This window comes from Pseudomonas sp. GW821-FHT07G06, assembly GCF_058986625.1.
The window spans coordinates 305,645-331,681 of the sequence record NZ_JBYSVW010000005.1 but is presented as its reverse complement, the minus strand read 5'-3'; the positions used below and the strand labels follow the sequence as shown (position 1 = coordinate 331,681).

The following is a 26,037-nucleotide window of genomic DNA, read 5'->3' as shown; positions in this document are numbered from 1 at the left end:
CTGGCAGCTATGGGTCGACTGCTGCCGGTCGACCACAACGAAATTCCACCTTCTCCCTCATCCCCTGTAGCAAATTTTAAGCAACCGTTTTCGGCTCCAATCTCGAGCACTGTCGATGCGGTTCAATACGCTTGGAATTAGAACCGGCCTTCATCTCCCTCATGAAGTTTTGAAGCTGCTACGCTTTCCTGTTCACGGAGGAACTGCGATGCCAAATTCAGACCTGCTCCCTTCCCTACTGTACAAAATCAACGAAAACCAGCTCGCCCTGGAAGCCGCCATCATGGAGCTTACTCTGTGGGTCGAGGAGCGTGGAGCTACTGATGTTGCTAACAACATCCGTGGCGCCTTGGTTGCGATCGATCAGAATGAGGATTTCATCAAGATGACACTTGCGGTGATGTTGACTCCAGATTGATTTGGGAAGGAGAGGAGGTTCCAAACCGCTACTCCGCCACTGAAAAAAGACCGTGTCACGGTGGGCTGGATGACAAGCCATCACAATGCCACTACGATCAGGTTCGCGATGAACTGCAAAAAAATTGCACTTCGTGCGCTTTTTTGGCCTACTGTTCCTCATTACCCCCTAGCAACAACGGATTTTCAGCATGTTGATCGAGTTTTCTGTCTCCAATTTCAAATCATTTCGGGAGCGACAAACACTCTCCATGGTGGCGTCTCCTCGACTAGGTAAAAAAGAAAACATCATCACACCTAATGTGAAGGGGGAAAAGCTACCAAATCTACTAAAAGTTGCCGCTATCTATGGCCCTAATGCCTCTGGCAAATCTTCCTTACTAGAAGCTCTAGACTTTGTGCGAATCGGATTCAAGCAAGCGGATAAACTTTCGCCTTCAAACTATTTTCGTTTTGACAAAAAACTAGAAACAGAGCCAAGCAATTTTGAATATCATTTCATTCAAAGAGGCATGCGGTATCAATACTCGGTGAGTGTGAACAGCACACGCATAGTTTTAGAAGAACTAATCGCCTTCCCTAACGGAAAAGAAAGTCCGCTATTTAAAAGAGAATTCATAAAAGACAAAGAGGTTTACAATTTCGGAGACACGCTTGAGGGTGGAGAGCAAGTTCATGAGGCGTGGAGAAAAATAACAAGCCCGAGATCATTGTACTTATTTCAAGCCTCTGAGAACAGCAGCGAGGACATGACTCAATTAAAAATTCCTTGCTCTTGGTTTCAAGACTCGTGCTTAGTTATTAATCAAAACACATTGCAAAGCTGGTCCCGAGCTACTCGAAAAGTATTAGCATTGATGCCGGACGCTGCGGAACGCCTCGCAAACTTCTTAGGTGAAGTCGACATCCCTGTAAGTTCCATTTCGATCACTTCCGAAAATGAAAAATCATTGAGTGCGCCATTTGAAAATTCAGAAGACTTCGCTAACTTTGAAGAAGACACCAAGACCACGCTGACACATAAAAGCGCTCTTGGAGAAGTACCTTTCGACTTCAAAGAGGAATCGGAAGGAACTAGAAATTTAATTGGATTTTGGCTTCCATGGTTCACCCTTGCAATGAAGGGAAACAAAGATGGCGACAGCTTAACCTTAGCAATCGATGAACTCGATAGCAGCCTGCACCCCCAAATCGTTGTTAACATCATAAAAAAACATATCGCGTTCTCCAAGTCGTCACAATTAATATTTACGACCCACGACACTCACTTGATGAACTCAAAAGTTTTAAGACGAGATCAGTTCTGGATCACCGAACGAGATAGAAACGCAGCAACAAGACTTTTCTCAATCCATGACTTTGAAGGACGCGAAGGCGAAGACTTAGAGCGGCGTTATTTTGCTGGACGCTATCGAGGCCTTCCTTTAACCAAGGAGCTTTAATCATGGCCAGAAGCGCGAACTCTTTTTCAAGAGGGGAACCCAAGTTCATCCCCGAAAAAAAGATCCTTGTTCTTTGCGAAGATACAAAATCCGGAAAGCAATACTTAGAAGAGGCAGCTGAGCACTTCAGAGCAGCTCTTTTGGTTGATGTAGCGCATGCGGGCGTGACACACCCAAGTGGAATTGTAGAGCATGCCATCCGTCGTCAAACACGTTTCGATGAAGTCTATTGTGCAATAGATCGAGACAGCCACGTCTGCTTCGAGAAGGCTTTAGATCTAGCTCGTCCTCACAAAAAAATTAAAATAATCCCGTCTTATCCATCGTTCGAATTCTGGATACTCCTCCACTTTGGCTACTGTAGAAAACCGTTCAATCGAACCGGAAACGCATCCCCAGGTGACAACGTTATAAAAGACATAAAGACAAAACCGCTTCTCGCAGACTATGACAAAGGTAAGGACCGGAGCTATTTTCAAGAACTGCTGGGTGCGCCTTTCGATTTGGCGAGAAAGTGCTCCCCCAGAGTGTTAAAAGATGCGGAAGATAGCAACGCACTTAATCCAAGTACAAAAATTCATTTATTGATAGATAAGTTTGAGTCCTTGTCTGCACCACAAAAAAAGTAACACCCCACATTCGCAAAACACTTCTCTCGTTATCGGCTTCCCAAGCTGATAACGAGGGTTCGATTCCCTTCACCCGCTCCACTATTTTCAAGGCTTCCAGCGGTATCGAAGTGACGTTGCGTAGAGCTGGTGACAGTTTTGGTGACAGTTACTGAAATCTGGAAGTGATTGCGCACCAACATAAGTGCACAACATCTGACGGACCTGTGCCAGCGCCCTCCCCCTAGGCGCTTTCGGCTTTTCATGTTGACCCATCGGAAAACGGTTAGGACGGTTAGTTTTTGACTGACCGCCCTGAAAGCCTTGTACTGCGTGGCTTTGCGACGAGTGCCGTAGGTTAGGTTTTGGTTAGCACCGGGTTATTTCCTAACCTTTATAGATGTTAAAAATACAATAAATAAATTCCTTATATATCAGCAACTTACAATTTACTAACCTTCAACCTAACCATAACTAACCCCCCAAAGTTAGCCCGCAACCCCAGTAAATACGGGGTCCGCAAAACACCTCCCGCCCCATTTTGAAAAACTAACCTCTTTCCCGAGCGACCTCTGAAAATCGCCGCCTGAGACCTCCGTGACAAGCCATGGTATTTACCCCGCTCGTGCAGGGATCCGCAGGCTTTTTCCACCCCATATTCGCGGACACAGCCCCCAGCCTTGGCGGGTTTGGGCCGGGTGCAGGCTTGCAGAAAAAACGACACATTTAGCCCGCAGGCGTGGCGGGGGGACGACTGCGCGCGCCAAGGTCACATCGACGACGCCCGAACATCACCACTGGGTTCGAATGGGTAGAACGGAGTCGAGCGCACCTCTCCCTCTCCGCTCAGAGTTGCACCCACCACCGCGTAACCATGATCGTCTGAGAGCGGCTAAGATCGACCGATGGACATAGTGATGGCAAGTGGGTAGCGTCACGGATGCTGCTTTCAAATTCAGAAGGCAGTGAGGATTGCCCTCTTCCTTGCCGGTCTTCTTTCTGGGGGATGTTCGCGTTTACCGCGACCACCTCTTGGCTGGACAAAGACTTACAAGGCGACAAAGTACGTAATCCGACATGCCCTCACGACGAGAAGCGTGACATGGCATGTTGCCTAACAGCAGGTCTAAAACATGAATGCACCGAGTGGAGTTAGTCGCCGTCTTCAGCAATGCGTTGAGCGGCTTAGGGTACAAGACTGTGAGGGGGCTTTAGTAAACCTCTTCCCCGCTATAGATAAAACAGCACAGAAGCGCCGCCCAAAAGAAAAAGGTGTTGCCACGCGTATAAAGGCATTTCTTCAAGATGAAGAGGTGCTCATTACAGCCGTAGCAACTGGGAATGTTTTTAAGGGCTGCAGCTTTGGCGGAGTGACGTTTCATGAGGCCTTGTATAAATTCGGCCGCACATCAATTGCACATGAGGGTGAATTAGACCCACGATTGACCTTCAATGTTGATGGCGGTCTGCAAATAGGAGAGGACCGCTGGAATTTGCCCATAAGCTACATAGAAGGCATGTCTCTGGCAGTAATAATTGCACCCGAAAATTCCGGTGAACGCACTGCGGATGGTTTAGGTATCACCGTTTTCGGGAGGCAATTCGCCTTCAACGATATCTGGGGTCGCCCGGATTCTGTTCGCGAACACATCTGTGCCAAATTTCGCGACCCAAACCTATTCGCTTAGCCGCAGAATGGTTTGCCCCTTAGTCTGAGCGTTATGAAAGTCTACAATTAGTCGATTATGCCTATTACCACCATCGGCTCCGGGTCGGAAGCGGTCGCCCACGGCTGGTTTTGCTCCGAGTACGGTCTCCTGAACGATGCGATCGACCAGCACGGCCGAAATGAAAGCCGCCTAGGCGTGCCCTCCCCGCGCTGTTACTTGTAACGGGGTATTCGTTCAATTGCCTACCACAAAAAGGCCCACTTCGGTGGGCTTTTTTGTGCCGGCTGGACGCCAGAAGGGTGGGGCATGGTCCACCAGAGTCATAGTGAGGGGTTTAGACTGGTGTCTGCCGGTGAACCTGAACAGACGGTCAGCCGTGGACCTCGGATGGGCTAAGAGTCGAGGTTTGGAGCGTTCATCGATTAGAATGCCGCACAGTTAAATACAAAGGTTACGCAATGAGCAGCAGAGTTCTCGGAACCGCTCTACTACTTGCAGTCATGCCGCTCGCGGCCAGTGCGGCCCCCGCGGTCGAGCAGCGCGAAGCGTGGTCAAATTGGGCGGGCGATGGTGGCCTAGATGACGCGGATAGTTCTATTCGCTCGCAGCTCTTGGAGCAAGAGATGCAGCGCAATAGCTCCGATCCGAATGTGCGCAAACGCTATATGTGTAACGGCGCAGGTACTATCGTGATCGAGATGGCGGAAGCCCGCGACTCGGGCGCGCGAATCGACCACGTTCGGGATGCGGCCATTAAGCGTTGGCATGCGCCGAAGAAGCTAGCAGACGATCTAGCGAAGATGACCTACACAAACCGGTCTGTCGCGCCGATGGACTTGGGAAAGAATATGACAGAAGTCTGCGAATCAAATCCGAACGGTCTAGCAGCGTTCGGATTCTTGCTCGAATAGCTCGAGCGTTTCGACGTCGGGCTGGTGTTGACGCACCAGCCCGTCGCCTCGTTCACTGCGCAGGGTTTTACCCTTGCGTCGGTACCTCATACGGCCGGAAACGCACCACCTCCTCCCCCAGCCAGTCATTGATCTGCAGCAGCCTAGCTTGCTCCGGCTCCAACTCGTTGACAGCCCAAACCTGAGCCGCATCGCGGATCGATCCAAACCCCCCAGCGTTTTGCGGAACCACACCCATCAGTTGAGGCGGAATCCGCAGCATGGCGAGCTGATCATCACGGCTGATATTCTTGATCGCACCGAAGTCGTCCTTTGCCGCGACCTCGCTGATAGGGATCAATTGCAGGCCGTCTTTCTTGCCACCAGGTGCGTACATAAACAGGTTGCGGAAGTTGCCCGGGCCTTTGCTGTTCTTCATCGCCGATCTCAAATCGTTGACGAAGTCCTCATTCTGGGCAGCATCGGTCATGTACATGATGAAGCCCGCATGGCTGCCGTTCTGGTAATACTTGCGGCGGAACAGCGTGGCGCTTTCATTGAGCAATGCGCTCTGCAGAGCCGGCAGCCACTCGGGCAGCCCGTAGATTTCCTGGTTGATGTCCGCCACCCGCAGGTGGCACACACTCCCAGGTTTGAATTCGTGCTCGTCCTTCCAGCCTTGCACCTGGTAGTAGGTGTCCAGGTCGACACCTCGGCGGATGTACTTCGCCAGGCAGGGTTTCAAGCCCATGGCCTGTCGGAGCATGTTGTCGCGCTTCTCCAAGTAGAGGTTTCCCGACCACCCCCAATCCATGACGATTTGCTCGAAAGCCTGCCGGCTCAGCAATCGATGCGGAATGAACGTTCGAGCCAATGCGTTACGCTTGAAGATCAGGCCCGACTGCAGATAAACGCTCGCTTTCGAGGACTTCGCCAAGCCATCCAGCGGGACCGGCGGCTCGTACCAGCGGCCGTTGGACCAGCACTCCAGGTAGTCGAGAATCTCCCTGCCATCGAGCACCGGTACCGGATCGCCGAATGTGAATGCCATCGACTGGCCGCCCCCGGTTTTAACCAGGAGTTCACCTTCGGTTGGTTGCGACGTGGTCGGCTGTTCCTGGGGGCTGCTCATCAGAAAAACTCCATTAGGCCGGTGTTGGCCACGGTCTGACCCTCCAGCGGCTCGTTGTGCAATGCATGAAAGAGTGCCCACGCCAGATCGGCGTGGCCGGTGTTGTCAGTACGTCCGGCGGTGTAGGTGAACTGGCGCCCGCCTGCGGTGACGGTCTTGCGGATGGCCATCAGCGACTGGGCCAGGTCTGTCCAGCCGGCATCAAACTCCAGCCGCCCCTTGCTGATCACGGCCCAAGCCTTCATGACCAGTCGGGTCTTGACCTCGGGGCTGTAAGAGAACGTCCTCAATGCAGGGAAGAATTGGCGCACCAGCTGCGCCACGGCACTGCCGAGGCCGGTGGTGTCGATACCGATGTAGGTGACCCAATAGCGACGAGTGACTTGGCGAATCGTCTCCGCCTGAGCGGCGAAGTCCATCCCACGGAACTGGTGTCGCTCCAGCACGCGGAACTTGCCGCCCGGTACCAACGGTGGCGCAACCACGATCAGGCCGGCGGTATCGCCCGACTCTGCCGGGTCATAACCAACCCAGACCTGTCGGTCAGCGAAGGGCCTAGCAGCGAAGGGCTGGTAGTCCGTCCAGATCGACCAACTGTCGACCATGCACGGCTGCAGCATGTTCAGGGGGAAGATGCTCGCGCCGTCGTCGACAAACTGGCACATCAGCAGATTCTGGAACGCCGCCGCGTCGTACTCGAGCCGCAGCTCGTCGATATCGAACAGGTCGCAGCCCCGTTCCTCCGCGTCCAGGATGGTGACGATCTGACGCCAGATCCGGTCGTCGCAGAGCTTACCCTGCTGCAGAGCATCGTGGCTGACATCCAATTTCAATTGCTGGGCGGTCGGCTTGCCCTTATTGAAACGCTCCCCGGTCCAGAATGTGTATGCCTCATGCGCCATCGAACTTGGCGTCGAGAAGTACGTCCGGCGGTATTGCTTCTGCATCGCCATGCCGGAGGCGACCTTGTTCAGTTCGTTGAACTTGAAGGTCCAGAAGAATTCGTCGAAGTAGAAATTGCCGTGATAGCCCTGGGCCGTCCGGGCGTTGGTACCGAGGAAGTGCAGCTCGGCGCCGTTCGGCAGAATGATCGGGTCACCGGTGAGATCAACCTCCACCACCTCTCGAGCGAAGGCTTGGATATAGGCCTTGAAAATGTGGGCCTGCGCCTTGCTGGCTGACAGGAAAATCTGGTTACGGCCGGTGGTCAGCGCATCGATCAACGCCTCCCGGGCGAAGTAGTAAGTCGCGCCGATCTGACGGCTTTTCAGAATGGCTCGGGTACGCTGATTGCCCGCGCGATACCAGTCCTTCTGGTAATCGAAGCAACCATCAAGAAACGCCTCGATCAACTTCTCGACGGCTTCCTCTGGGATGTCATTGCGCTTGGGCTTACGCTTCTCCCCGGCGTTACGCTTGGCCAGTTCAGGGTTGAGGTCTGTCTCGGTACCGCCGTCCTGGTAGCGCTGAATTCTGGATTGCCGCTCCAGTTGCCGGTGGAGCAGGTCGATTTCCTTGTAGTCCGAGCCGGACTTGGGGTCCTTGAGGATCAGTTGCACCAGACGGGCCTCAGTGGCCGCCTGGATACGCTCCAGCGGTGTAGCCCGGTCCCATTCGTCGCGAGCTTTCCAGCTATGAAGGGTCTTTTCCTTCTCGCCGATCAGCTCGGCAATCTCGCACACACGGTATCCCTGCCAATACAGGTGCTTGGCATGCCGGCGGTGATCAGTGGGTAGTTCGACGATAGCGTTCATGGCGCAGATGCTGCCGTTCGCGCGCGTGCGGCCCCACCACCGCGCCCTGTAAGCCGCCCCGCTACAACTCCCCCACGTTGCCGCGCCATCGCGCGATGCCGACCATGCCCTCATCGCCAGGCACAACGCCACCGCAATGAGGACTTCCAGTATGGCCGGCAAGACCGACACCCCAGCCAAGAAATTCCGCTCCAAATGGACTCGCATCGCCGTTGAAGGCGCCACCACTGACGGACGCAATATTGAGCGCAGCTGGATCGAGGACATGGCCAGCACCTACAGCCCCAACACCTACGGTGCGCGGATCAACTGCGAGCACATCAAGGGTTACTGGCCCGGTGGTGAGTTCGGCGCCTACGGTGACGTTCTGGCACTCAAGGCCGAAGAGGTCGAGATTGCAGGTGTCAAGAAGCTGGCCCTGTTCGGCCAACTCGAACCCAACGCCGCGCTGCTCGCCCTGAACAAGGCAGGCCAGAAGGTTTACACCTCAATCGAGGTTCAACCGAAGTTCGCCGACAGTGGCAAGGCCTACCTGGTCGGCCTCGCCATCACCGACACCCCCGCGAGCCTGGGCACCGAAGCGCTGTCTTTCAGCGCCCAACACGGCACCTTGGCCAACCGCAAAAAGGACAAGGACAACCTGTTCTCTGCGGCAGAAGAAACCGCCCTGGAATTCGAAGAGTTCGCCGACACCCCCGGCATGTTCGCCTCTCTGAAAGAGAAAGTTGGCGAGCTCCTCGGCATGAGCAAGGACAAAGATGGCAAGGATGCCGCCAACTTCGCTGCCCTGGGCGAGTTGATCGAAAGCCTGGCCACCCATGGCAGCGAACAGGCTGAAGCCTTCGCCGCTGAACAGAAAGCCCGCCAGGAATTGCAAACCAAGTTCGAGAAGCTCAACACCGACTTCGCCGACCTGGTCAAGCGCCTCGGCGCCACCGAGGACCACAGTCAGCAGTCTCGCCCGCCGCTTTCCGGCGGTAACGGGCAAGCCCTCGTTGACTACTGATCCCCCTGTCGCAGCCCCTTACCAGTTCGGAGAGCACCATGCGTAAAGAAACTCGAATCGCCTTCAACGGCTACCTGTCGCAGCAAGCCAAGATCAACGGCGTCGACTCGGTAGAAGTGAAATTCACCGTGGCCCCGACCCCACAGCAAAAGTTGGAAACCGCAATTCAGGAGTCCAGTGGCTTCCTGAAAAAGATCAACATCATCCCGGTCGATGAAGCGGAAGGCGAAGCGATTCTCCTGGGCGTAAACGGGCCAACCGCAGGCCGTACCAACACCAGCGCGAACAATCCGCGTCAGCCGCGCGATGTCAGTGGCCTGAGCAAGGACACTTACAGCTGCAAAAAAACCAACTTCGACACCGCGTTCCCTTACGCAAAACTTGATGCCTGGGCCAAGTTCCCCGACTTCCAGCCTCGCTTGTCCGGCTCGATCGCTGAACGCCAAGGGTTGGATCGGATCATGATCGGCTTCAACGGCACCAGCGTCGCTGTCGACACCAACCTGGCGACCAGCCCCCTGCTGCAGGACGTCAACGTCGGGTGGCTGGAGAAAATCCGTGTTGCGGTACCGGATCGCGTGCTCGATGAGGGCGCCACCCCGGGCAAGGTCACCGTGGGCGCCACCGGCGACTACAAGACTCTCGACGGTCTGGTGTTCGACGCGATTCAGATGCTCGACCCATGGCACCGCAAACGCCCAGACCTAGTCGTGATCGTGGACCGCGCATTGCTGCACGAGAAACAACTCAAGGCCGTCGAAAAAGGTGCCGCTTCCAACCAGGAAGAAAACGCCGCCGACGAGATCGTCAACAAAGGCCGTCTGGGTGGACTGCCGATCGAGGACGCACCGTTCTTCATCTCGGGCGGCGTATTCATCACCACGCTGAACAACCTGTCCATCTACTACCAGGCCAGCGCTCGCCGTCGTCACCTGAAGGACGAGCCGGAATACGACCGCGTCGCCGACTACCAGTCCTCGAATGAGGCCTATGTCGTCGAAGACCTCGGCCTGGTCGCCCTGGTCGAAAACATCGAGAGGGTATAAGTCATGTCGCTGACCCTTGCCCAACGCAACCAGCTGCGCAAACGCGCAGCGCTGGAGGCCGCAGCAGTCGCTCCCGCTGCCATGATGGAAGGTGCCACCGGTTACGAGGTCACGCTGGCCAAACTGCAGCAGGACCAATTCCGTCTGAAGCAGGTGCAGTCTCAAGAGGGCAAGGCGAAGCTCAAGATCGAGATGTTGCCCGATTACGTGCCCTACGTTGACGGCGTTCTTTCTGCTGGGCAGGGCGCCCAGGACGACGTGATCACCACCCTGATGGTCTGGCGCTTCGATGCCGGCGACTTTGCTGGCGGATTGCAGGTCGCTGAGTACGTCTTGAAACACGGCCTGATGATGCCGGACCGTTTCAATCGCACCACCGGCTGCCTGGTGGCCGAAGAGGTAGCCACGGCCGCACTTAAAGCTCAAAAGGCCGGCGGCACCTTCCAGCTGGAGATCCTCACCCATACCGCTGTGCTGACCGAAGAACAGGACATGCCGGACGAGGCCCGCGCCAAGCTGATCCTCGCCCTCGGCCGCGCCACCCTGGAAGACATCGACGACGTGAAACCTGGGCAACCAGGTCAACTGCAAGCCGGCATCGATCTACTCAAACGAGCCATCGAGCTGCACAGCAGTTGCGGTGGCAAGAAAGACCTGGAGCGCGCTGAGCGCCTCCTGAAGAAACACACTGGCCCAGCCAGTTAACCGAGCGTCCCCACGCACCCGGCGGCTCGGGGCGGATCAGCGGTTTTTTCTCCTTGGCCCAGCTGTGAAGTCCCGACCACCGCCGACCTATTCGAGCGACAAGCATGAGCGGATTCATCGCCGGCGGCATTCCAACGACCGCCTTCCCGATCGGCAACGGTACCTTCTGGCCAGAGATTGACGGCCAGCATTTGCGCGCCGCCATGCGTATCACCGATGCCGTCACTGACGATCGCCTCGAGGTCGCGACAGTCAACGCCATGATCGAGGCAAACCGGGAGCTTGCCGGCTACCGGACCGCCCAACAGGCCTTGGGCTTTTCCACTTTGGCCGACGTGCCTGCCGAGCAAATCAAAGGCGAAAGCCAGCTGCTGCACCTCTATCGCCGCGTAATTTACTGCGGCGCGCTGGCCGAACTGGTGGAGCGCTACAGCAGTTTTGACGCCACCAATAGCGGCGAGAAAAAGGTCACCGAGGAAGAAAGCAGCGCCGACCAACTGCGTCGCGATTCGCGCAAGACACTGCGCAGCCTCCTAGGTATCAGCCACACCACCGTGGAGCTGCTGTGATGCCCGCCGTGATCGCCAACCAAGGCGACACCGTCGATGCCATTTGCTGGCGCCACTACGGCCGTACCGCAGGCGTCACCGAGGCCGTGCTTGATGCCAATCCCGGGCTGGCCGACCTCGGCACGACCCTGCCGCACGGCACTTTGGTGCAGCTGCCGGAGGTGGCCCCGCAAGCAGAACAACGACAGATGGTGAATCTATGGGACTGACTCAAAGCTTCCCTTCCCTGGACATTCACCAGCTTCCCACCCTCAACCCTGGACAGCGGAATGAAGCGCATGCCTGACAAACCGGACACCTGGGCCTGGCTCGCGACCTGGCTCGAACAAAACTGGCCTGCCCTCTATGCCGGCGGCTTGGCTTTCGTCATCGCGGCGCTGCGGATCATGTATGGCGGCGGCACCTTGCGCCGCGTTGCGCTGGAGGCTCCGTTGTGCGGCGCCCTCGCTTTGGCTGGCAGCCATGGCCTGTCTTTGCTGGGAATTCCTGCCACGACCAGCCCGTTCTTCGGCGGTGTCATTGGACTGCTCGGCGTTGAAGGCACCCGGGCGCTGGCCAATCAATTTTTCAAGCGCAAGGTGGACCAAGTATGACGACCCTTCGCCATGGCGATCGCAGCCAGGATGTTCGCGTGCTGCAGCAACGCCTCAATCTGGCCGGTGCCTCCCTGTTCGTGGATGGTTTGTTCAGCGATGCCACCGAGAATGCGGTGCGCGCCTATCAATCCAAGATGGGGCTGGTCGCTGACGGTATCGCCGGCCCCAAAACCCTCGCCGCACTGACCGGTGCCGACTGCACTGCCCTGCTGCGCAATGCAACGCTGACGGCAGCGGCTGCGCGCCTGGGCATCGAGCTGGCCGCCATCCTCGCCGTTAATGAAGTGGAGAGCCTGGGTGCGGGCTTCCTCGACAACGGCAAACCCAAGATTCTCTACGAGCGGCACATCATGTACCGCCAGCTCGCCCGCCCGCGTACCCCGGAAGACGACGCCGCTGCGCTGCAGGTTCACGCCGATGACTTGGCCACCAGTCAACCCAACCTGGTCAACCCGCGTGCTGGTGGGTATGCCGGCGGTACCGCCGAACACCAACGCTTGGCCCACGCCCGACTCATCGATGACACCTGCGCGCTGGAGTCCGCCAGTTGGGGCGCCTTTCAGATCATGGGCTATCACGCCGTACGCCTGGGCTACTCCAGCGTGCAGGACTTCGCCGCCCGCATGGCCAAGGACGAAAACGAGCAGTTCGAAGCCTTCGTGCGCTTCCTCCAGGCCGATCCGGCACTGCTGAAGGCGCTCAAGGCAAAGAAATGGGCTGTGTTTGCCAAGGGTTTCAACGGCCCCGACTACCAACGCAATCTCTACGACATCAAGCTGGAGCGAGCCTATCAACGGCACGCCGCCGGCTGCCCTGTGCCGGAGGCCGCATGATCGATATCGACGCAGTGAAACGCTTGAACGTACAGGACGGCGATCTACTCGTGGTGCCAGAGGACAGCGATTCGCACGACATGGAACTGCTGATCAATGCGCTTTACGTCCTAATGCCAAGCCGCAAAGTCATCATCATTCGCGGCCCGGTGCAGCAGCTGGATGTCGGCGATATGAACAAGCTCGGCTGGTACCGCGCATGAGCACGCTGCGCCAGGCCCTGTATAGCCTTGCCTTGCTCGGCATCCTAGCGTTGGTGACTTGGGGCCAGGAGCAGCGCATAGCGATCGCCGACAAGAACACCGAGCTGGCAGAAAAAGACCTCAAGGCTGTCCGTGACGAGGCCGGTCGCAATCTGGCTACCGCGAACAGCCTTCGCGACACGCTGCAACAGGAACGCGAGACGCAGGCCAGTCTGCGCGCCCAGCAGGATCAACTGCGCCAGGGCCTGGCCAACCGTGAACGAACGATCGAGGTATTGAAACGTGAAAACACCGAACTACGTAATTGGGCTGACCAGCCTCTACCTGATGCTGCTCGCCGGCTGCGCGAGCGCCCCGCCCTCACCGGCGCCGACGCTTATCGTCAGTGGCTGTCCGGCCGTGGTGCCGTGCCGCCTGCCAGCGACGGGGCCGGACAGTAACGGCGCCTTGCTCACCGATCAGGACCGCGCCGAGGCCGCTTGGGCAGACTGTGCCGCCCAGGTCGATATGGTTTACCAACACCAGGTGCAACATGAACAAGCCCGATAGTCTCCGAGCCCATCTGCTGGCTGCCATATCCGAACTCAAGCACAACCCCGACCGCCTGTTGATCTTCATCGACAACGGCAAGATCCGTTGCACCGGGGCTGCCGGCCTGTCCTTCGAATATGCCTATGATCTGCAGATCATCCTGACCGACTTCGCCGGCCATCCCGACAGTGTGATGCTGCCGCTGCTGGGCTGGCTGCGCGTGAACCAGTCGGAGCTGCTGGTCAACCTGGACAAGTCCGCCGAGGGCATCAAGTTCGAAGCCGATGTCATCGACCACAGCAAGGTCGACATGAGCCTGAGCCTGCCGTTGACCGAGCGCGTCATCGTCAAAAAACAGGACGATGGCACCTTTACCGTCAAACATTCTGCCGAGCCGCAGTACACGCCCTACGAACAGATCGAAGGCCCGATCCAGGTGTTTGCCGACGGCGTTCTGCTCGCCGAATGGCCTGCGCCACAACCGCCCGATGCCGTGGCGTTGGTCAGCCCGCATCCACAGCGCCCCGCCCATGAGTGATCTGCAAGCTCTGGAGGACTGGGCCGGCCTGCTGCTGCACCGTATTGAGCCGGCAGCTCGCACGTCCTTGGCCCGGACCATCGCGCAGCAGCTGCGCCGCAGTCAGCAACAGCGGGTCACCGCCCAGCGCAACCCGGACGGCAGCCAGTACGCCCCACGCAAGCAGCGCGACCTGCGCGGAAAACAGGGCCGGATCCAGCGCAAGCTGCAGATGTTCCGCAAGCTGCGAACCGCGAGTTACCTGAAAGCCCGGGGCGACAGCAACCTGGTCAGCGTCGGTTTCACCGGGCGGATTGCCCGCATCGCCCGCGTGCATCAGTACGGTCTGAAGGACCGCGCCGAACGGGGCGCTCCGGATGTCCGCTACCACCAGCGGGAGGTGCTGGGCTTCACCGATGCCGACCTTGAATTGATACGCGATACTCTTCTCCAGCACTTAACTCATTGATGTGGTCAGTGACGAATAAGGAAACGTGTTTCCATTTGTGGAGAGAAAAGGTAGAACTCCCCGCAATGCGATCTTTTTGAACAGATAGTCCTGAATAATAGATGGGGAGTCATCGCGGAATGCCTAGCACCTTCAAAGCCCACTGCCCTCGCTGCGACGGCGAAAGGAATTGTGAAATTCATGGTGCATTGGATGTTCCATGGGAATGGACGGATGGCGAGCATCGAGTGAACGGACAAAACGACTACAAGCTGGCTAGGTGTTGCGGCTGTGAGGTGGTGTTTTTTCACCACAGCAGTTGGGATTCCGAGGACTGGGATTTTTCCTACCATCCGGTCACGGGCGAAGAGATCGTTACCAATCCAACCAAAATCCTTACGTATCCAGCTCCCGAGAAAAAGAGCCTGAAGCCAGACTGGATTTGGGACATCGCTAAAATTGACCCTCAACTTCAAGCGATCCTAGACGAGACATACCAGGCCTATGAGGCGAGCTCTTTTATTCTCGCCTCTGTAGGGCTACGAACGGCGTTCGATCGATCTACCGAGATCCTTAAAATTGATCCAGGACTTTCACTGGAAGCGAAGGTAAAACAACTTTTTGATCATGGTTTCATCGGTGAAACGGAAGCAAAGACGCTAGGGGTCGTCGCAGATGCTGGGAGCGCAGCTGCCCACCGAGCTTGGTCACCAACCCAAAAAGAATTTCAAACCCTCCTTACGACACTTGAGCAGTTCATACATCGGGCGATCGTGAGCGGAAAAGCCGCCCTAGGCATCGCGAGCAAGATCCCACCTCGCCCTTCTCGGCCGCCTAAGAAGCCAAAGACCTCAACGCCAAAAATCGTGTGATTCACTTGTAGCGCTGCACCATACAACGCAGGAAAGCTGCGTTCGCGTGCGCGTAACGCGACCATCGGCGGCATGAACAATTTTGCCGCCATCTCACGCCAGCTCGAAAATCTCATCCGCTTCGGCACCGTTGCCGAAGTTCAGATGCAGCCGCCGCGCGTGCGCGTAAAAACCGGCGAACTGATGACCGGCTGGCTGCCATGGATCGCAGCACGGGCCGGACTGGATCAGGACTGGGACCCACCCACCGTAAACGAGCAGGTCATTCTGCTCAGCCCCTCTGGGCAACTCAGCAATGGTGTGGCCCTCACCGGAATTTTCAGTGACGAACATGCCGCCAACGGCGATCGACCTGGCCTGCACCGCCGCACCTACCGCGATGGCGCCGTCATCGAATACGACAGCATTGCCCATCACTTGCGCGCAGTCCTGCCCGAGGCCGGTACCACTGAGCTGATCAGTCAGGGCGGCATTCACATCGTCGGCCCGATCACCCATGAGGGCGACTACACCCAGACCGGCAATCAGCACGTCACCGGAAAGGTCACCGTTTCGGAAGACGTTGTCGCGGCCGGCATCTGCCTGGTCAAACACCTGCACGGCGGGGTGATGTCCGGCGGCGGCAAAACGGGAAAACCGGAATGAACAGAGACACCGGCGGCGCCATCAATGACCAGGACAGCATCATCCAGTCCATTGCCGACATCCTGACCACGCGCATTGGCACCCGAGTGATGCGCCGCGAGTACGGCAGTTTGTTGCCCGAGCTGGTGGACCACCCCTTCAACGATGCCACGCGCCTGCGCGTGTATGCCGCCACGGCAATGGCCTTGATGCGCTGGGAACCGCGGATCAGCCTCAGCCGTGTGCAGTTCAGCGGCGTCAGCCTGCAGGGACGGGTCGTATTGGAACTGGAAGGCACCGAAGTCGATAGCAACCAGCAACACAACCTGAGTATTCCGCTGCAACTGGGGGCTAGCGTATGAACACTTTTGTCCCGATCGACCTCAGCCAGCTTCCAGCGCCACAAATCGTTGAGCAGATTGACTACGAACTGATCCTGGCCGAGCGCAAGGCCTATGCCGTCAGCCTTTGGCCAGTTGAAGAGCAAGCGAAGATCGCCGCCCGCCTCGAACTGGAATCGGAGCCGCTGACCAAGCTGCTCCAAGAAAATGCCTACCGCGAAACCATCTGGCGCCAGCGCGTCAACGAAGGTGCCGTGGCCAACATGCTCGCCCTCGCCCAGGGCGCCGATCTGGAGAACCTGGCCGCCAACTACAACGTCGAGCGCCTGCTGGTCCAGGCCGGCAATCCTTCGGCCGTGCCGCCAATCCCCGAAGTTCTGGAGAGCTACGACAGCTTGCGCGAACGTGCGCAGATGGCGTTCGAAGGCCTCAGCACCGCCGGGCCGCGCAACAGCTACATCTTCCACGCCCGCGCCGCCGATGGACGGGTGGCCGATGCCACGGCGGAAAGCCCGAGCCCTGCCGTGGTGGTGGTCACCGTGCAATCCCTGCTGGGCGATGGCAGCGCGGATGCGACCGTGCTCAACATCGTCAAAGCCTACCTCAGCGACGAAGATCGCCGACCGGTGGCGGATCGCCTGACGGTGCAAAGCGCGGTCGTCCTGCCGTACCAGGTCAATGCCCGCTTGTACCTGAAAACCAACGGTCCAGAGTCCGAGCCGATCCTGGCCACGGCCAACCAACGCCTGCAGGCCTATGTGCATCAACGCCGCCGACTGGCCATGGAAGTATCCGAGTCAGCCATCCACGCCGCGCTGCACGTTGAAGGGGTGCGCAAGGTCGAGCTCGACGGCTGGGTCGATATTATCGCCACGCCCTACCAGGCGCCCTATTGCACCGGGATTACCCTCACGCAGGGGGTTGAGTAATGGGCGCCGCATCGCTGTTGCCGCGCAATGCCAGCCAGCTGGAGCGCTTAGCAGCCGAGGCGCTCGCGCAGATCGAGCGCACGCCCATTCCGCTGCGTCTGCTGTGGAATCCCATGCTGTGCCCGGTGGAGTTTCTGCCGTATCTGGCCTGGGCCTTTTCCGTGGATCGCTGGGACAGCCAGTGGACGGAAGCCACCAAGCGGGCCGCCATTCGTGCGTCGTATTACATCCATTCGCACAAGGGCACCATCGGCGCCCTGCGCCGCGTCGTCGAACCATTGGGTTATCTGATCGAGGTGATGGAGTGGTGGCAGACCGTCCCCGAAGGGGTGCCCGGGTCCTTTGCCCTGAAGGTCGGCGTGCTGGAAACCGGTATCACCGATGAGATGTACCAGGAACTGACGTTCCTCATTGATGACGCCAAGCCCCGCAGCCGGCACCTGACAGGCCTGGCCATCAGCCTCGAAACCACCGGTCGCCTCTACATGGGCGCCACGATCTACGAGGGCGACGAAATCACCGTGTACCCGCCCACTCAGCGCGACATAGAAGTCACCGGCGTCATTGGCCGGGGCGGCCGCGACCACACCATCGACACTCTGGATGTATACCCATGATCGACCAGAACTCTCAGTTTTTCGCCATCCTGACCACCATAGGCACCGCCAAGCAGGCCAATGCCAATGCCCTGGGCATCGCCTGGAAGATCACCCAGATGGGCGTCGGCGATGCCAATGAAACGGACCCTATTCCGTCAGCAGCGCAGACCACGCTAATCAATGAGCGTCGTCGTGCCCCGCTCAATCAGCTCAAGGTCGACCCCACGAACAATGCAATCATCGTTGCCGAGCAGGTAATCCCTGAAGACGTGGGCGGCTGGTGGATTCGCGAAATCGGCCTGTATGACGCTGACGGCGACCTGGTCGCCATCGCCAACTGCGCTCCGTCGTTCAAACCACTGCTGGTGCAAGGTTCTGGCCGCACGCAGGTCGTGCGGATGAACCTGATCGTCAGCAACTCCAACAACGTTGAACTGAAGATCGATCCCAGCGTGGTACTGGCCACCCGGGCCTATGTCGATGCCAAGGTGCAGGAGGAAATCTACAAGCTCGACAGCAAACAGTCGGTGAAGGTGGCCACCACGGCCAACATCTTGCTGACCGGTCTTCAGAGCCTTGACGGTATCGCCCTAGTCGCGGGCGATCGGGTGCTGGTGAAAAACCAGACCTTGGCCAAAGACAACGGCCTGTACGTCGCTGCCGCCGGTGTGTGGGCGCGCGCCGCGGATGCCGATGGCAGTCCCGAGGTCACGTCGGCGTTGCTGGTGTCGGTCGAGCAAGGCACCACACAGGCGGACACCAGTTGGCAGTTGGTCACCGATGGCGCGATTGTCCTAGGCACCACAGCCTTGACGTTCCAGAACATCACTCAGGGATTTGCGCCGCTGACCAGCCCTACGTTCACGGGTGACCCGAAGGCGCCCACTCCGGCTGCCGGCGATAACGACACGTCCATCGCCAGCACGGCCTTCGTGCAGTACGCAGTCAAGGGCGTCGCCAATATCGCCTTAAACGCCACCGGCGATACCGTGGTAACCGTGGCCCAGGTCGGGGCCGGCATCTTGAACTTTACCGGAGCCCTGACGGGTAACGTCACCGTAACCCTGCCGGCCGGCGTCACCGGCAGGTGGTTGGTGTTCAACAGCACCTCGGGCGCATTCACCGTCACCGTGCGCAACCCGACCGGTGCTTCGGTGGTCTTGACCCAGTCGAGGTCCGCCGAGCTGTACGCCAACGGCGCGCTGGTGGTGTTTGCCAACACCGAGCTGAGCAACGTGCTTTTGTCTGGTGTCCCCACCGCACCGACTGCGGCACTGGGCACCAACACCTCGCAGATTGCCACCATGGCGGCGCTTCAGGCGGCAATCGCAAACTTGGTGGGGGCGGCCCCTGGCGCCCTGGACCAGTTGAATGAACTGGCGGCGGCGCTGGGCAACGACCCGAACTTTGCCACGACCATGATCAACCTGTTGGCGGCCAAGGCACCGCTGGCCTCGCCAGCTTTGACCGGCAACCCAACAGGGCCGACGCCGCCGCAATTCGACAACGACCTGTCGCTTGCTACGACAGAGTTCGTCCAGCGCGCACTGGGCAATAAAAGAACAGCTACGTCCATCACGGCCAGCCGCGCCATCACGCTCGCAGATCTCGGTGGTGAGTTCGTGGTTTCATCTCCGTCAGCCGTAACGCTGACCCTTCCCAGCGCCGCCGGCGTGGCAAATGGCGCAAGCATTCGCCTTGTGAACCTCGGACTCGGGACATGCACGCTCGCGCGAACAGGAGCTGACGCCTTTATCGGTGCCTTCAATATAAGTGGCTCTGCGACGAGTTTTTCGCTCTTGCCGAACGATGAAGTAACGGTCACGCAGTACGGCGGCCTCTGGTTGGTGATTGGTAACGGCGCTGCTCTCACTAACACCGGTGGGACTAGCGGCTTCCGCAATATCGGCGGCGGCCTGTTCGAGCAATGGGGTGAGGTGATCGGCGTAGCGAACCCGGCCAACGGACGCTGGGAGTTCGATGTTGTGTTTCCTTTAGTCTTTCCAACCCAATGCCTGTCGCTTGTGGCTTGCGCTGGCATCGGCGCCACGGATCTGGATGCCAGTGACGGGGCTGGCGGCACCTACCGGGCGAACAAGACCGATTGGCAGGTCGGCGCCCCACTCCCAAACAAATTTGAGGCGACCGTCTGGTACACCGATGCCCCGAACAACGTCCGCCACTTCTCGTGGCGCGCCATCGGTAAGTAACTTCATAGAGGAAAATCCATGTCCATTTACTACTCAAGTAACCCACGCGGCTTTTACGATGACCGTCTGCATGGTGAAAACATTCCCGAGGGGGCCAAGCAGATCACGTCGGAACGGCATCACGAGCTACTCGAAGGGCAGTCGCAGGGGAATATCATTCGGGAGGATGCCAACGGTTACCCGGTGCTGATTGAACCGCCACCGCTGACTCCGGAGGAAGTCGCCGCGATCGAGCGCACCTGGCGTGACGCCCAACTGGCCGCCACGGACGGAGATGTAACCCGGCACCGTGATGAGCTGGAGGAAGGTAGTGCGACCACGCTCAGCGCCGAGCAATACACCACCTTGCAGGCATACCGCAGGCAGTTGCGCGACTGGCCACAAGGCGAAGAGTTTCCCCTGGCAGATCACCGTCCGGTAGCACCAGCTTGGATTACTGAGTGACTGAAGAAATACGTTTAAACCTGTAGCGCCAGTCGCTACAACTCCCCCCGCTCGCTCATCCGGCGCGCGCGCGGCAGCCTGTGCAGTGTCTTTCCATCACTGCGCAGGCAAACACCATGGCCGACGAATACCATCACGGCGTGCGAGTCCTCGAAATCAACGAGGGCACGCGCCCCATTCGCACCGTTTCCACCGCTGTCATCGGCCTGGTCTGTACTGCCGAAGATGCCGATGCCACGATGTTCCCTCTGGACACCCCTGTCCTGATCACCAACGTACAAGCCGCCATCGGCAAAGCTGGCACCCAAGGCACGCTGGCTACCAGCCTGCAGGCAATTGCCGACCAGACCAAACCGATCACCGTCGTGGTCCGCGTCGCCACCGGTGCCGATGACGCCGCGACGACCAGCAACCTGATCGGCACTACCACCGCCGCCGGCAAGTACACCGGCATGAAAGCCCTGCTCGCAGCCAAATCGCGCTTGCAGGTCACCCCACGCATTCTCGGTGTGCCAGGTCTCGACACCCTTCCCGTCGCCACCGCGCTGGTGGCTATCGCCCAGCAGCTGCGCGCATTCGCTTATGTCAGCGCGTCGGATTGCCAAACCAAGGAAGAAGCGACGGCCTACCGCGAGAACTTCGGCGCCCGTGAAGTCATGGTCATCTGGCCGGACTTCCAGAACTGGAACACCGTCACCAACGCCACCGTCACCGCTCCGGCCGTGGCCCGTGCGCTGGGTCTGCGTGCCAAGATCGACCAGGAAGTGGGCTGGCACAAAACCCTGTCCAACGTTGCCGTCAACGGCGTCACCGGCATCAGCGCTGACGTGTTCTGGGATCTGCAGAATTCGGCCACCGATGCCAACTACCTCAACGGCAACGAAGTCACCACCCTGATTAACGAGGGCGGCTATCGCTTCTGGGGCAGTCGCACCTGCAGCGACGATCCGTTGTTTGCCTTCGAGAACTACACCCGCACCGCCCAGGTGCTGGCCGATACCATCGCCAACGCGCAAATGTGGGCCATGGACAAACCCATGCACCCCTCCCTGGTGCGCGACATGCTTGAAAGCATCAACGACAAGTTCCGCGAAATGATCGCCGGCGGCTACCTGATCGGCGGCAGCGCCTGGTACCCCGAAGACATCAACGACGCGACCACGCTCAAGGCCGGCAAGTTGTACATCGACTACGACTACACCCCTGTGCCACCGCTGGAAGACCTCACCCTGCGTCAGCGCATCACCGACCGTTACCTGGTCGACTTTGCCAGCCGCCTCAACAGCTAACCCGGGCCTCCCCTCACGGGGAGGTAACCCTGCGCCAGCCGACCGGAGAACACCGCCATGGCCCTGCCCCGCAAACTCAAGAACATGAACCTTTTCAACGACGGCAACAGCTACCTGGCCGTCGCCAAGTCCGTCACCTTGCCCTCCCTCGGCCGCAAGATGGAAGCCTATCGCGGCGGCGGCATGAACGGCCCGGTCAAGGCGGACCTGGGCTTCTCCGACGACGGCATTCAGCTGGAATGGAAAACCGGTGGCGTTGATCTGATCTCGCTGCGCCAGTTCGGCATGGTCAAGGCGTCCGGCGTCCTGCTGCGCTTTACCGGTTCTTTCCAGCAGGACGACACAGAAGAAATGAGCGCCGTCGAGATCGTGGTCCGTGGCCGTCACGAAACCATCGAAATGGGCGATGCCCAGCCGGGTGAAGACACCGAGCACAGCATGACCACCACCTGCAGCTACTACAAACTGATCGTCGACGGCGAAGAGATCATCGAAATCGACCTGCTCAATTTCGTTGAGAAGGTCGACGGCAAAGACATGCTCGAAGCCCAGCGCAAAGCCCTGGGCATCTAACTCGAATGGCCCCCGATTGAGGGCATACCCCACCTCCTGGAGAACACCATGTCCACACCTGAAACCGCAAAATCCACTATTACCGCGCCTGAAGAGAACAAGCACGACGACAACACCGTTGAGCTCGACACCCCTATCCAGCGTGGCAATCAACTCATCAGCACCGTCACTCTGCGCAAACCTTGCGCCGGTGAGTTGCGTGGCATTCACCTGGCCGAGCTGCTGAACCTCGACGTGGCCAGCCTGATCAAGGTCATCCCGCGCATCAGCTCGCCTGGCATTACTGCTCCCGAAGCTGCCGGCATGGACCCTGCCGACCTGCTGGCCATCGGCGGCAAAGTCGTCGGTTTTTTGCTGCAGAAGCAGGCGAAGACGGATGCATCCCTCGTTGCGTAGAGGACGCCATGGCCGATCTAGCCGTGGTCTTTCACTGGGCACCAGCCGACATGGATCGGCTGGGCCTGCAGGAACTGATGGACTGGCGCGAGAGGGCGCGGGTTAGGAGTGGCGCCGATGGCCAATGATCTACGACTACAGGTGTTGCTCAACACCATCGACAAGGCCACTGCCCCGCTGCGGCAAATCACCAAAGGCAGTCTCGAAACGGCCCGGGCGCTGAAGAGCGCCCGCGATCGCCTCAAGGAACTCAACACCCAGCAGAAGGACATCAGCGCCTGGCGCGAGATGCAATCAGCTAACCGCGAGACAGCGGCTGCGCTGGAGGCCAGCAACGCCAAGCTGGGTGAACTCAGCCGCGTTACCGCCAAAGTGCGCCAACAACTGGCCCCCACTCAGGCACTGGTAGAACAATCCAAGCAGAAATTTGATGCGCTCAAGGACACCCAGGGCGAGCTGAAGCGCGAACTCACCAGCTCACGCGATGCCCTTGGGTTGGTCCGTGATGAGTACACCAAAGCACGCTCCCAGATTGCGTCCCTCAACGCCGTGACCAGTCAGGGCAATACCCTGACCGACAAGCAACGCGTCGAATACGAGCAACTGACCACGGCTCAGCGAGCCCGCAAGGTCGAGCTCGATCAACTGGCCGCCAAGGAAAAGACACTCGCCGAGCGATACAGCGCTGGCAACGCACAGCTACGCACAGTCCGTGCGGGCCACACCAACCTGCGCGAAGAGCTACGCCGGCTTGAGCAGCCGCACAAAACTCAACTCGCCCTGTTGCAGCAGCAGACCAACGAATCCAAGCGGCTGGGCGAACAGTACGGCAAGCAGAACGCCAAACTGGCCAGCCTCGGCGCTCAGCTCAAGGAAGCCGGGATCAACACCAATGCCCTGGGCGCGCACGAACTCAAACTCAAACGCCAGATCGAGAGCGCCAACCAAGCCATCAGCACGCAAAGTAGTCATCTGGAAACGCTACGGCGCAAACAGGAGGCTTTGGCGAAAGCGCGCAGCACCTACGACAAAACACAGAGCACCGCTGGCAACATGGCCGCGTCCGGTGCTGCGGGCCTCGGTGTCGGGTACGCCGCCAGCCGACCGGTAGCTACAGCGATCAAGGCCTTTGCTCCGAACGAGGACTCAGCCACTCAACTGAAAGTGTCAATGATGGGGGACACCGGCCAGGTATCTGAAGACTTCCAGAAAATTACAGATCTTGCGACTCGCCTCGGTGACCGTCTGCCTGGCACCACAGCTGATTTTCAAGAAATGATGACCATGCTTCGCCGGCAGGGTTTGAGTGCCCAAAGCATCCTTGGCGGCACGGGTGAAGCGGCCGCGTATCTCGGCGTGCAGCTCAGGATGCCGGTCACAGAGGCTGCCGAATTTGCTGCAAAGATGCAGGACGCCACTCGGACCAGTGAGAAAGACATGATGGCGCTGATGGACACCATCCAGCGCGGTTTTTACATGGGCGTCGACAGCGGCAACATGCTGCAGGGTTTCAGTAAAATTTCCCCGGTCATGGACACCATCAAAAAATCAGGGCTGGAAGCAGCCAAGGAACTGGCACCCCTGCTGGTGATGATGGACCAAGCCGGCATGGAAGGTGGCGCAGCAGGCAACGCCTTCCGAAAAATCTTTCAGGCCGGCTTAGACAAGGACAACATCAAGGACGTCAACAAGATCATGGAGATCGAAGGAAAGCCGATTCGTTTCAAGTTTACCGACGACAAGGGCAACTTCGCAGGCTTGGAGAACCTTTATGCCCAGATCGAAAAGTTAAAAGTACTCAACGATGAAGATCGTACCTCAGCAATAAAAAGCCTTTTCGGCGACGACGCCGAGACCATGACCGTTCTCAACACCATGATGAACAAAGGGTTGGCGGGCTACCAAGAGGTTCAGCAAAAACTCCAGGCACAAGCGGATCTGCGCAAGCGGGTCAATGAACAACTCCAGACCCTCAGTAATGTCTGGGAAGCCGCAGAGGGTAGCTTCACCAACGCCATGAGTGAGTTTGGCGCCGCAGTGGCTCCCGAACTTAAAGACTTGATCAAAACCCTGGGCGAGGTCGCCAATGGTGTAGGGGCATGGGCTCGTGAAAATCCGCAGTTGGCAGGCGGACTGGTCAAGGCCGTGGCGTTGGTCGCAGCCTTGGCGTTCGGCTTTGGCGGCCTCGCCCTGACAATGGCCGGCCTGCTCGGCCCATTCGCCATGCTGCGTTATGGCATGACTCTGTTCGGGATCAAGGGTGGCGGCGCATTGAAGGTTGGCCAGCAACTGTTTCCAACCTTCACCAATCTCGCCAAATCGGCGGTACCAATGTTGGTATCAGGGGTCCGTGTTCTCGCCACGACTTTGTCAGGTGGGCTGCTGACCGCATTGCGCACAGTCAGCATCGCGTTGTGGGGGCTGGCAGCTAATCCAGTAGTGCTGGCCATCGCAGCCGTCGTGGCCGTACTTGCCGGCGCCGGTTACCTCATCTATCAGAACTGGGACCAGGTGAAGCTGTACTTCGCCAATGCCTGGACCGAGATCAAGGCAGGCTTCAGCGGCGGCATCGGCGGCATCCTCACCACCCTGGCCAACTTCAGCCCGATTGGGCTGATCTACCAGGCCTTTGCTGGAGTGCTGAGCTACCTGGGGGTGGATCTACCGACGCGCTTCACCGAGTTCGGCAACATGATCGTCAACGGCCTGGTCAACGGCTTAATGGCCGGCGCCGGACAGATCAAGGATGCCATCACCTCGATCGGTGGTTCGACCATCAACTGGTTCAAGGAAAAACTCGGTATCCACAGCCCGTCGCGGGTCTTTGCCGAACTGGGCGGCTTCACCATGGCAGGCTTGACGCAGGGGCTGCAATCCGGTGAACAAGGGCCGCTCGATGCCGTCGCGCAAATCAGCAAGCAGCTCACCAGCGCGGGTTCTTTCGTGATGAATGCGATCGCTGGCCCCTCCTCGACGGGGGAACAACGCACCCCGGCCGAGGCTGCTGGTGTGGCTCAGCCTATCAGAGCCGCTCAAGCCGTTGCGCAACCAACCGCCAGTGAAACCAGCGGCGCCGGCTCGGTCGTTCTGGGGATGTTGGCCAGCCTCGGCAAACAGTTCACGGCAGCCGGTGCGATGGCGCTAGGCAGCATCGCGGCCCCCGTCATGGCCATGGGCACGGCGGCAACTCCAGCGATTGAGATCGACACCCGAGCCCCCGTCGCGTCACAGGCGGCCGTGACCTACGACAGTCATGACCACTACGAAATCAACATTCACCCCACCCCGGGCATGGATGCCCAGGCCATTGCCCGGGCCGTGCGGGCCGAGCTGACCCGTATCGATCGGGAAAAGTCCGCCCGCAAGCGCAGCCAACTGTCCGACCAGGAGTAA

General features: G+C 58.6%; 30 protein-coding genes and 1 pseudogene. 29 read left to right on the top strand and 2 right to left on the bottom strand.

The window, feature by feature from the left end:
* Window positions 1–208: 208 nt before the first annotated feature.
* The 5 genes from AC3WJW_RS12765 to AC3WJW_RS12745 all read left to right on the top strand — a co-directional run bounded on the left by AC3WJW_RS12765 (window position 209) and on the right by AC3WJW_RS12745 (window position 5,048).
* Window positions 209–418, top strand: coding sequence for a hypothetical protein (locus AC3WJW_RS12765; RefSeq protein ID WP_493726269.1), 210 nt, complete (start codon window positions 209–211; stop codon window positions 416–418).
* Window positions 419–608: 190 nt separating this feature from the next.
* Window positions 609–1,859 carry an AAA family ATPase gene (locus tag AC3WJW_RS12760; RefSeq protein WP_493726230.1) on the top strand — a complete coding sequence of 417 codons (1,251 nt, stop codon included), beginning with the start codon at window positions 609–611 and terminating at the stop codon, window positions 1,857–1,859.
* 2 nt (window positions 1,860–1,861) lie between these two features.
* Window positions 1,862–2,488: an RloB family protein gene (locus AC3WJW_RS12755; RefSeq protein WP_493726229.1), complete on the top strand. Its 627-nt coding sequence runs from the start codon at window positions 1,862–1,864 to the stop codon at window positions 2,486–2,488.
* Between the two features lie 1,112 nt (window positions 2,489–3,600).
* The gene (locus AC3WJW_RS12750; protein WP_493726228.1) at window positions 3,601–4,155 is read left to right on the top strand and encodes an Rv1289 family protein; all 555 of its coding nucleotides are present in this window, start codon (window positions 3,601–3,603) and stop codon (window positions 4,153–4,155) included.
* 440 nt (window positions 4,156–4,595) lie between these two features.
* Window positions 4,596–5,048 carry a hypothetical protein gene (locus tag AC3WJW_RS12745; RefSeq protein ID WP_493726227.1) on the top strand — a complete coding sequence of 151 codons (453 nt, stop codon included), beginning with the start codon at window positions 4,596–4,598 and terminating at the stop codon, window positions 5,046–5,048.
* Between the two features lie 67 nt (window positions 5,049–5,115).
* Here AC3WJW_RS12745 and AC3WJW_RS12740 read toward each other — a convergent pair whose 3' ends face one another.
* On the bottom strand, window positions 5,116–6,159 hold the full coding sequence (locus tag AC3WJW_RS12740; protein WP_493726226.1) for a phage portal protein: 1,044 nt from the start codon (window positions 6,157–6,159) through the stop codon (window positions 5,116–5,118).
* Complete coding sequence (locus AC3WJW_RS12735; protein WP_493726225.1) at window positions 6,159–7,913, bottom strand: terminase ATPase subunit family protein; 1,755 nt, start codon at window positions 7,911–7,913, stop codon at window positions 6,159–6,161. The genes AC3WJW_RS12740 and AC3WJW_RS12735 overlap by 1 nt, the downstream gene beginning before the upstream one ends.
* A gap of 151 nt (window positions 7,914–8,064) precedes the next feature.
* Between AC3WJW_RS12735 and AC3WJW_RS12730 the strand changes: the two genes are divergently transcribed.
* From AC3WJW_RS12730 to AC3WJW_RS12615, 24 genes and pseudogenes are all read left to right on the top strand, one after another.
* A complete protein-coding gene (locus AC3WJW_RS12730) occupies window positions 8,065–8,919 on the top strand; it encodes a GPO family capsid scaffolding protein (RefSeq protein WP_493726224.1) in 855 nt (284 codons plus the stop codon).
* A gap of 38 nt (window positions 8,920–8,957) precedes the next feature.
* A complete protein-coding gene (locus tag AC3WJW_RS12725) occupies window positions 8,958–9,965 on the top strand; it encodes a phage major capsid protein, P2 family (protein WP_493726223.1) in 1,008 nt (335 codons plus the stop codon).
* 3 nt (window positions 9,966–9,968) lie between these two features.
* Complete coding sequence (locus AC3WJW_RS12720; protein ID WP_493726222.1) at window positions 9,969–10,670, top strand: phage terminase small subunit; 702 nt, start codon at window positions 9,969–9,971, stop codon at window positions 10,668–10,670.
* Window positions 10,671–10,774: 104 nt separating this feature from the next.
* Complete coding sequence (locus AC3WJW_RS12715) at window positions 10,775–11,239, top strand: head completion/stabilization protein (protein ID WP_493726221.1); 465 nt, start codon at window positions 10,775–10,777, stop codon at window positions 11,237–11,239.
* A complete protein-coding gene (locus AC3WJW_RS12710) occupies window positions 11,239–11,448 on the top strand; it encodes a tail protein X (RefSeq protein WP_493726220.1) in 210 nt (69 codons plus the stop codon). Before AC3WJW_RS12715 ends, AC3WJW_RS12710 begins: the two co-directional genes overlap by 1 nt.
* Before the next feature lie 60 nt (window positions 11,449–11,508).
* Window positions 11,509–11,832 carry a phage holin, lambda family gene (locus AC3WJW_RS12705; RefSeq protein WP_493726219.1) on the top strand — a complete coding sequence of 108 codons (324 nt, stop codon included), beginning with the start codon at window positions 11,509–11,511 and terminating at the stop codon, window positions 11,830–11,832.
* Window positions 11,829–12,668, top strand: coding sequence for an N-acetylmuramidase domain-containing protein (locus AC3WJW_RS12700; RefSeq protein WP_493726218.1), 840 nt, complete (start codon window positions 11,829–11,831; stop codon window positions 12,666–12,668). Before AC3WJW_RS12705 ends, AC3WJW_RS12700 begins: the two co-directional genes overlap by 4 nt.
* On the top strand, window positions 12,665–12,871 hold the full coding sequence (locus AC3WJW_RS12695) for a hypothetical protein (protein ID WP_258684647.1): 207 nt from the start codon (window positions 12,665–12,667) through the stop codon (window positions 12,869–12,871). Before AC3WJW_RS12700 ends, AC3WJW_RS12695 begins: the two co-directional genes overlap by 4 nt.
* The gene (lysB, locus tag AC3WJW_RS12690) at window positions 12,868–13,311 is read left to right on the top strand and encodes an Rz-like lysis system protein LysB (RefSeq protein WP_493726217.1); all 444 of its coding nucleotides are present in this window, start codon (window positions 12,868–12,870) and stop codon (window positions 13,309–13,311) included. Before AC3WJW_RS12695 ends, lysB begins: the two co-directional genes overlap by 4 nt.
* Window positions 13,226–13,420 (top strand): annotated as a pseudogene (gene lysC / locus AC3WJW_RS12685) (Rz1-like lysis system protein LysC); the annotation flags it as partial. The gene lysB and the pseudogene lysC, both read left to right, overlap by 86 nt.
* Window positions 13,404–13,940 (top strand): phage tail protein, encoded by a 537-nt coding sequence (locus AC3WJW_RS12680; RefSeq protein WP_493726216.1) that lies wholly within the window; start codon window positions 13,404–13,406, stop codon window positions 13,938–13,940. The pseudogene lysC and the gene AC3WJW_RS12680, both read left to right, overlap by 17 nt.
* Window positions 13,933–14,388 (top strand): phage virion morphogenesis protein, encoded by a 456-nt coding sequence (locus tag AC3WJW_RS12675; RefSeq protein ID WP_493726215.1) that lies wholly within the window; start codon window positions 13,933–13,935, stop codon window positions 14,386–14,388. Before AC3WJW_RS12680 ends, AC3WJW_RS12675 begins: the two co-directional genes overlap by 8 nt.
* Before the next feature lie 119 nt (window positions 14,389–14,507).
* On the top strand, window positions 14,508–15,239 hold the full coding sequence (locus AC3WJW_RS12670; protein ID WP_493726214.1) for a DUF4145 domain-containing protein: 732 nt from the start codon (window positions 14,508–14,510) through the stop codon (window positions 15,237–15,239).
* 72 nt (window positions 15,240–15,311) lie between these two features.
* Complete coding sequence (locus AC3WJW_RS12665; protein ID WP_493726213.1) at window positions 15,312–15,884, top strand: phage baseplate assembly protein V; 573 nt, start codon at window positions 15,312–15,314, stop codon at window positions 15,882–15,884.
* Window positions 15,881–16,225, top strand: a complete 345-nt coding sequence (locus AC3WJW_RS12660) for a GPW/gp25 family protein (RefSeq protein ID WP_493726212.1) — start codon at window positions 15,881–15,883, stop codon at window positions 16,223–16,225. Before AC3WJW_RS12665 ends, AC3WJW_RS12660 begins: the two co-directional genes overlap by 4 nt.
* Entirely contained in the window at window positions 16,222–17,133 is a 912-nt protein-coding gene (locus tag AC3WJW_RS12655) for a baseplate assembly protein (protein WP_493726211.1), read from the top strand. The genes AC3WJW_RS12660 and AC3WJW_RS12655 overlap by 4 nt, the downstream gene beginning before the upstream one ends.
* Entirely contained in the window at window positions 17,133–17,750 is a 618-nt protein-coding gene (locus AC3WJW_RS12650) for a phage tail protein I (RefSeq protein WP_493726210.1), read from the top strand. Before AC3WJW_RS12655 ends, AC3WJW_RS12650 begins: the two co-directional genes overlap by 1 nt.
* Complete coding sequence (locus tag AC3WJW_RS12645) at window positions 17,747–19,942, top strand: phage tail protein (RefSeq protein ID WP_493726209.1); 2,196 nt, start codon at window positions 17,747–17,749, stop codon at window positions 19,940–19,942. The genes AC3WJW_RS12650 and AC3WJW_RS12645 overlap by 4 nt, the downstream gene beginning before the upstream one ends.
* 18 nt (window positions 19,943–19,960) lie before the next feature.
* Window positions 19,961–20,386 carry a phage tail assembly chaperone gene (locus AC3WJW_RS12640; RefSeq protein WP_493726208.1) on the top strand — a complete coding sequence of 142 codons (426 nt, stop codon included), beginning with the start codon at window positions 19,961–19,963 and terminating at the stop codon, window positions 20,384–20,386.
* Window positions 20,387–20,502: 116 nt separating this feature from the next.
* The gene (locus AC3WJW_RS12635; RefSeq protein WP_493726207.1) at window positions 20,503–21,675 is read left to right on the top strand and encodes a phage tail sheath protein; all 1,173 of its coding nucleotides are present in this window, start codon (window positions 20,503–20,505) and stop codon (window positions 21,673–21,675) included.
* Window positions 21,676–21,732: 57 nt separating this feature from the next.
* Entirely contained in the window at window positions 21,733–22,248 is a 516-nt protein-coding gene (locus AC3WJW_RS12630; RefSeq protein WP_493726206.1) for a phage major tail tube protein, read from the top strand.
* 48 nt (window positions 22,249–22,296) lie between these two features.
* Entirely contained in the window at window positions 22,297–22,644 is a 348-nt protein-coding gene (locus AC3WJW_RS12625; protein WP_493726205.1) for a phage tail assembly protein, read from the top strand.
* An 8-nt stretch (window positions 22,645–22,652) separates the two neighbouring features.
* A complete protein-coding gene (locus tag AC3WJW_RS12620; protein WP_007972807.1) occupies window positions 22,653–22,772 on the top strand; it encodes a GpE family phage tail protein in 120 nt (39 codons plus the stop codon).
* Window positions 22,762–26,037 (top strand): phage tail tape measure protein, encoded by a 3,276-nt coding sequence (locus tag AC3WJW_RS12615; RefSeq protein WP_493726204.1) that lies wholly within the window; start codon window positions 22,762–22,764, stop codon window positions 26,035–26,037. Before AC3WJW_RS12620 ends, AC3WJW_RS12615 begins: the two co-directional genes overlap by 11 nt.

What these genes read in the sequence shown, in the direction of transcription:
- AC3WJW_RS12640 (WP_493726208.1), top strand. Translation starts at nt 19,961, where the DNA reads ATGTCCATTTACTACTCAAGTAACCCACGCGGCTTTTACGATGACCGT.
- AC3WJW_RS12680 (WP_493726216.1), top strand. Translation starts at nt 13,404, where the DNA reads ATGAACAAGCCCGATAGTCTCCGAGCCCATCTGCTGGCTGCCATATCC.
- AC3WJW_RS12765 (WP_493726269.1), top strand. Translation starts at nt 209, where the DNA reads ATGCCAAATTCAGACCTGCTCCCTTCCCTACTGTACAAAATCAACGAA.
- AC3WJW_RS12705 (WP_493726219.1), top strand. Translation starts at nt 11,509, where the DNA reads ATGAAGCGCATGCCTGACAAACCGGACACCTGGGCCTGGCTCGCGACC.
- AC3WJW_RS12760 (WP_493726230.1), top strand. Translation starts at nt 609, where the DNA reads ATGTTGATCGAGTTTTCTGTCTCCAATTTCAAATCATTTCGGGAGCGA.
- AC3WJW_RS12645 (WP_493726209.1), top strand. Translation starts at nt 17,747, where the DNA reads ATGATCGACCAGAACTCTCAGTTTTTCGCCATCCTGACCACCATAGGC.
- AC3WJW_RS12675 (WP_493726215.1), top strand. Translation starts at nt 13,933, where the DNA reads ATGAGTGATCTGCAAGCTCTGGAGGACTGGGCCGGCCTGCTGCTGCAC.
- AC3WJW_RS12650 (WP_493726210.1), top strand. Translation starts at nt 17,133, where the DNA reads ATGGGCGCCGCATCGCTGTTGCCGCGCAATGCCAGCCAGCTGGAGCGC.
- AC3WJW_RS12730 (WP_493726224.1), top strand. Translation starts at nt 8,065, where the DNA reads ATGGCCGGCAAGACCGACACCCCAGCCAAGAAATTCCGCTCCAAATGG.
- AC3WJW_RS12670 (WP_493726214.1), top strand. Translation starts at nt 14,508, where the DNA reads ATGCCTAGCACCTTCAAAGCCCACTGCCCTCGCTGCGACGGCGAAAGG.
- AC3WJW_RS12695 (WP_258684647.1), top strand. Translation starts at nt 12,665, where the DNA reads ATGATCGATATCGACGCAGTGAAACGCTTGAACGTACAGGACGGCGAT.
- AC3WJW_RS12720 (WP_493726222.1), top strand. Translation starts at nt 9,969, where the DNA reads ATGTCGCTGACCCTTGCCCAACGCAACCAGCTGCGCAAACGCGCAGCG.
- AC3WJW_RS12635 (WP_493726207.1), top strand. Translation starts at nt 20,503, where the DNA reads ATGGCCGACGAATACCATCACGGCGTGCGAGTCCTCGAAATCAACGAG.
- AC3WJW_RS12630 (WP_493726206.1), top strand. Translation starts at nt 21,733, where the DNA reads ATGGCCCTGCCCCGCAAACTCAAGAACATGAACCTTTTCAACGACGGC.
- AC3WJW_RS12700 (WP_493726218.1), top strand. Translation starts at nt 11,829, where the DNA reads ATGACGACCCTTCGCCATGGCGATCGCAGCCAGGATGTTCGCGTGCTG.
- AC3WJW_RS12740 (WP_493726226.1), bottom strand. Translation starts at nt 6,159, where the DNA reads ATGAGCAGCCCCCAGGAACAGCCGACCACGTCGCAACCAACCGAAGGT.
- AC3WJW_RS12660 (WP_493726212.1), top strand. Translation starts at nt 15,881, where the DNA reads ATGAACAGAGACACCGGCGGCGCCATCAATGACCAGGACAGCATCATC.
- AC3WJW_RS12715 (WP_493726221.1), top strand. Translation starts at nt 10,775, where the DNA reads ATGAGCGGATTCATCGCCGGCGGCATTCCAACGACCGCCTTCCCGATC.
- lysB (WP_493726217.1), top strand. Translation starts at nt 12,868, where the DNA reads ATGAGCACGCTGCGCCAGGCCCTGTATAGCCTTGCCTTGCTCGGCATC.
- AC3WJW_RS12710 (WP_493726220.1), top strand. Translation starts at nt 11,239, where the DNA reads ATGCCCGCCGTGATCGCCAACCAAGGCGACACCGTCGATGCCATTTGC.
- AC3WJW_RS12725 (WP_493726223.1), top strand. Translation starts at nt 8,958, where the DNA reads ATGCGTAAAGAAACTCGAATCGCCTTCAACGGCTACCTGTCGCAGCAA.
- AC3WJW_RS12735 (WP_493726225.1), bottom strand. Translation starts at nt 7,913, where the DNA reads ATGAACGCTATCGTCGAACTACCCACTGATCACCGCCGGCATGCCAAG.
- AC3WJW_RS12615 (WP_493726204.1), top strand. Translation starts at nt 22,762, where the DNA reads ATGGCCAATGATCTACGACTACAGGTGTTGCTCAACACCATCGACAAG.
- AC3WJW_RS12625 (WP_493726205.1), top strand. Translation starts at nt 22,297, where the DNA reads ATGTCCACACCTGAAACCGCAAAATCCACTATTACCGCGCCTGAAGAG.
- AC3WJW_RS12745 (WP_493726227.1), top strand. Translation starts at nt 4,596, where the DNA reads ATGAGCAGCAGAGTTCTCGGAACCGCTCTACTACTTGCAGTCATGCCG.
- AC3WJW_RS12750 (WP_493726228.1), top strand. Translation starts at nt 3,601, where the DNA reads ATGAATGCACCGAGTGGAGTTAGTCGCCGTCTTCAGCAATGCGTTGAG.
- AC3WJW_RS12665 (WP_493726213.1), top strand. Translation starts at nt 15,312, where the DNA reads ATGAACAATTTTGCCGCCATCTCACGCCAGCTCGAAAATCTCATCCGC.
- AC3WJW_RS12620 (WP_007972807.1), top strand. Translation starts at nt 22,653, where the DNA reads ATGGCCGATCTAGCCGTGGTCTTTCACTGGGCACCAGCCGACATGGAT.
- AC3WJW_RS12755 (WP_493726229.1), top strand. Translation starts at nt 1,862, where the DNA reads ATGGCCAGAAGCGCGAACTCTTTTTCAAGAGGGGAACCCAAGTTCATC.
- AC3WJW_RS12655 (WP_493726211.1), top strand. Translation starts at nt 16,222, where the DNA reads ATGAACACTTTTGTCCCGATCGACCTCAGCCAGCTTCCAGCGCCACAA.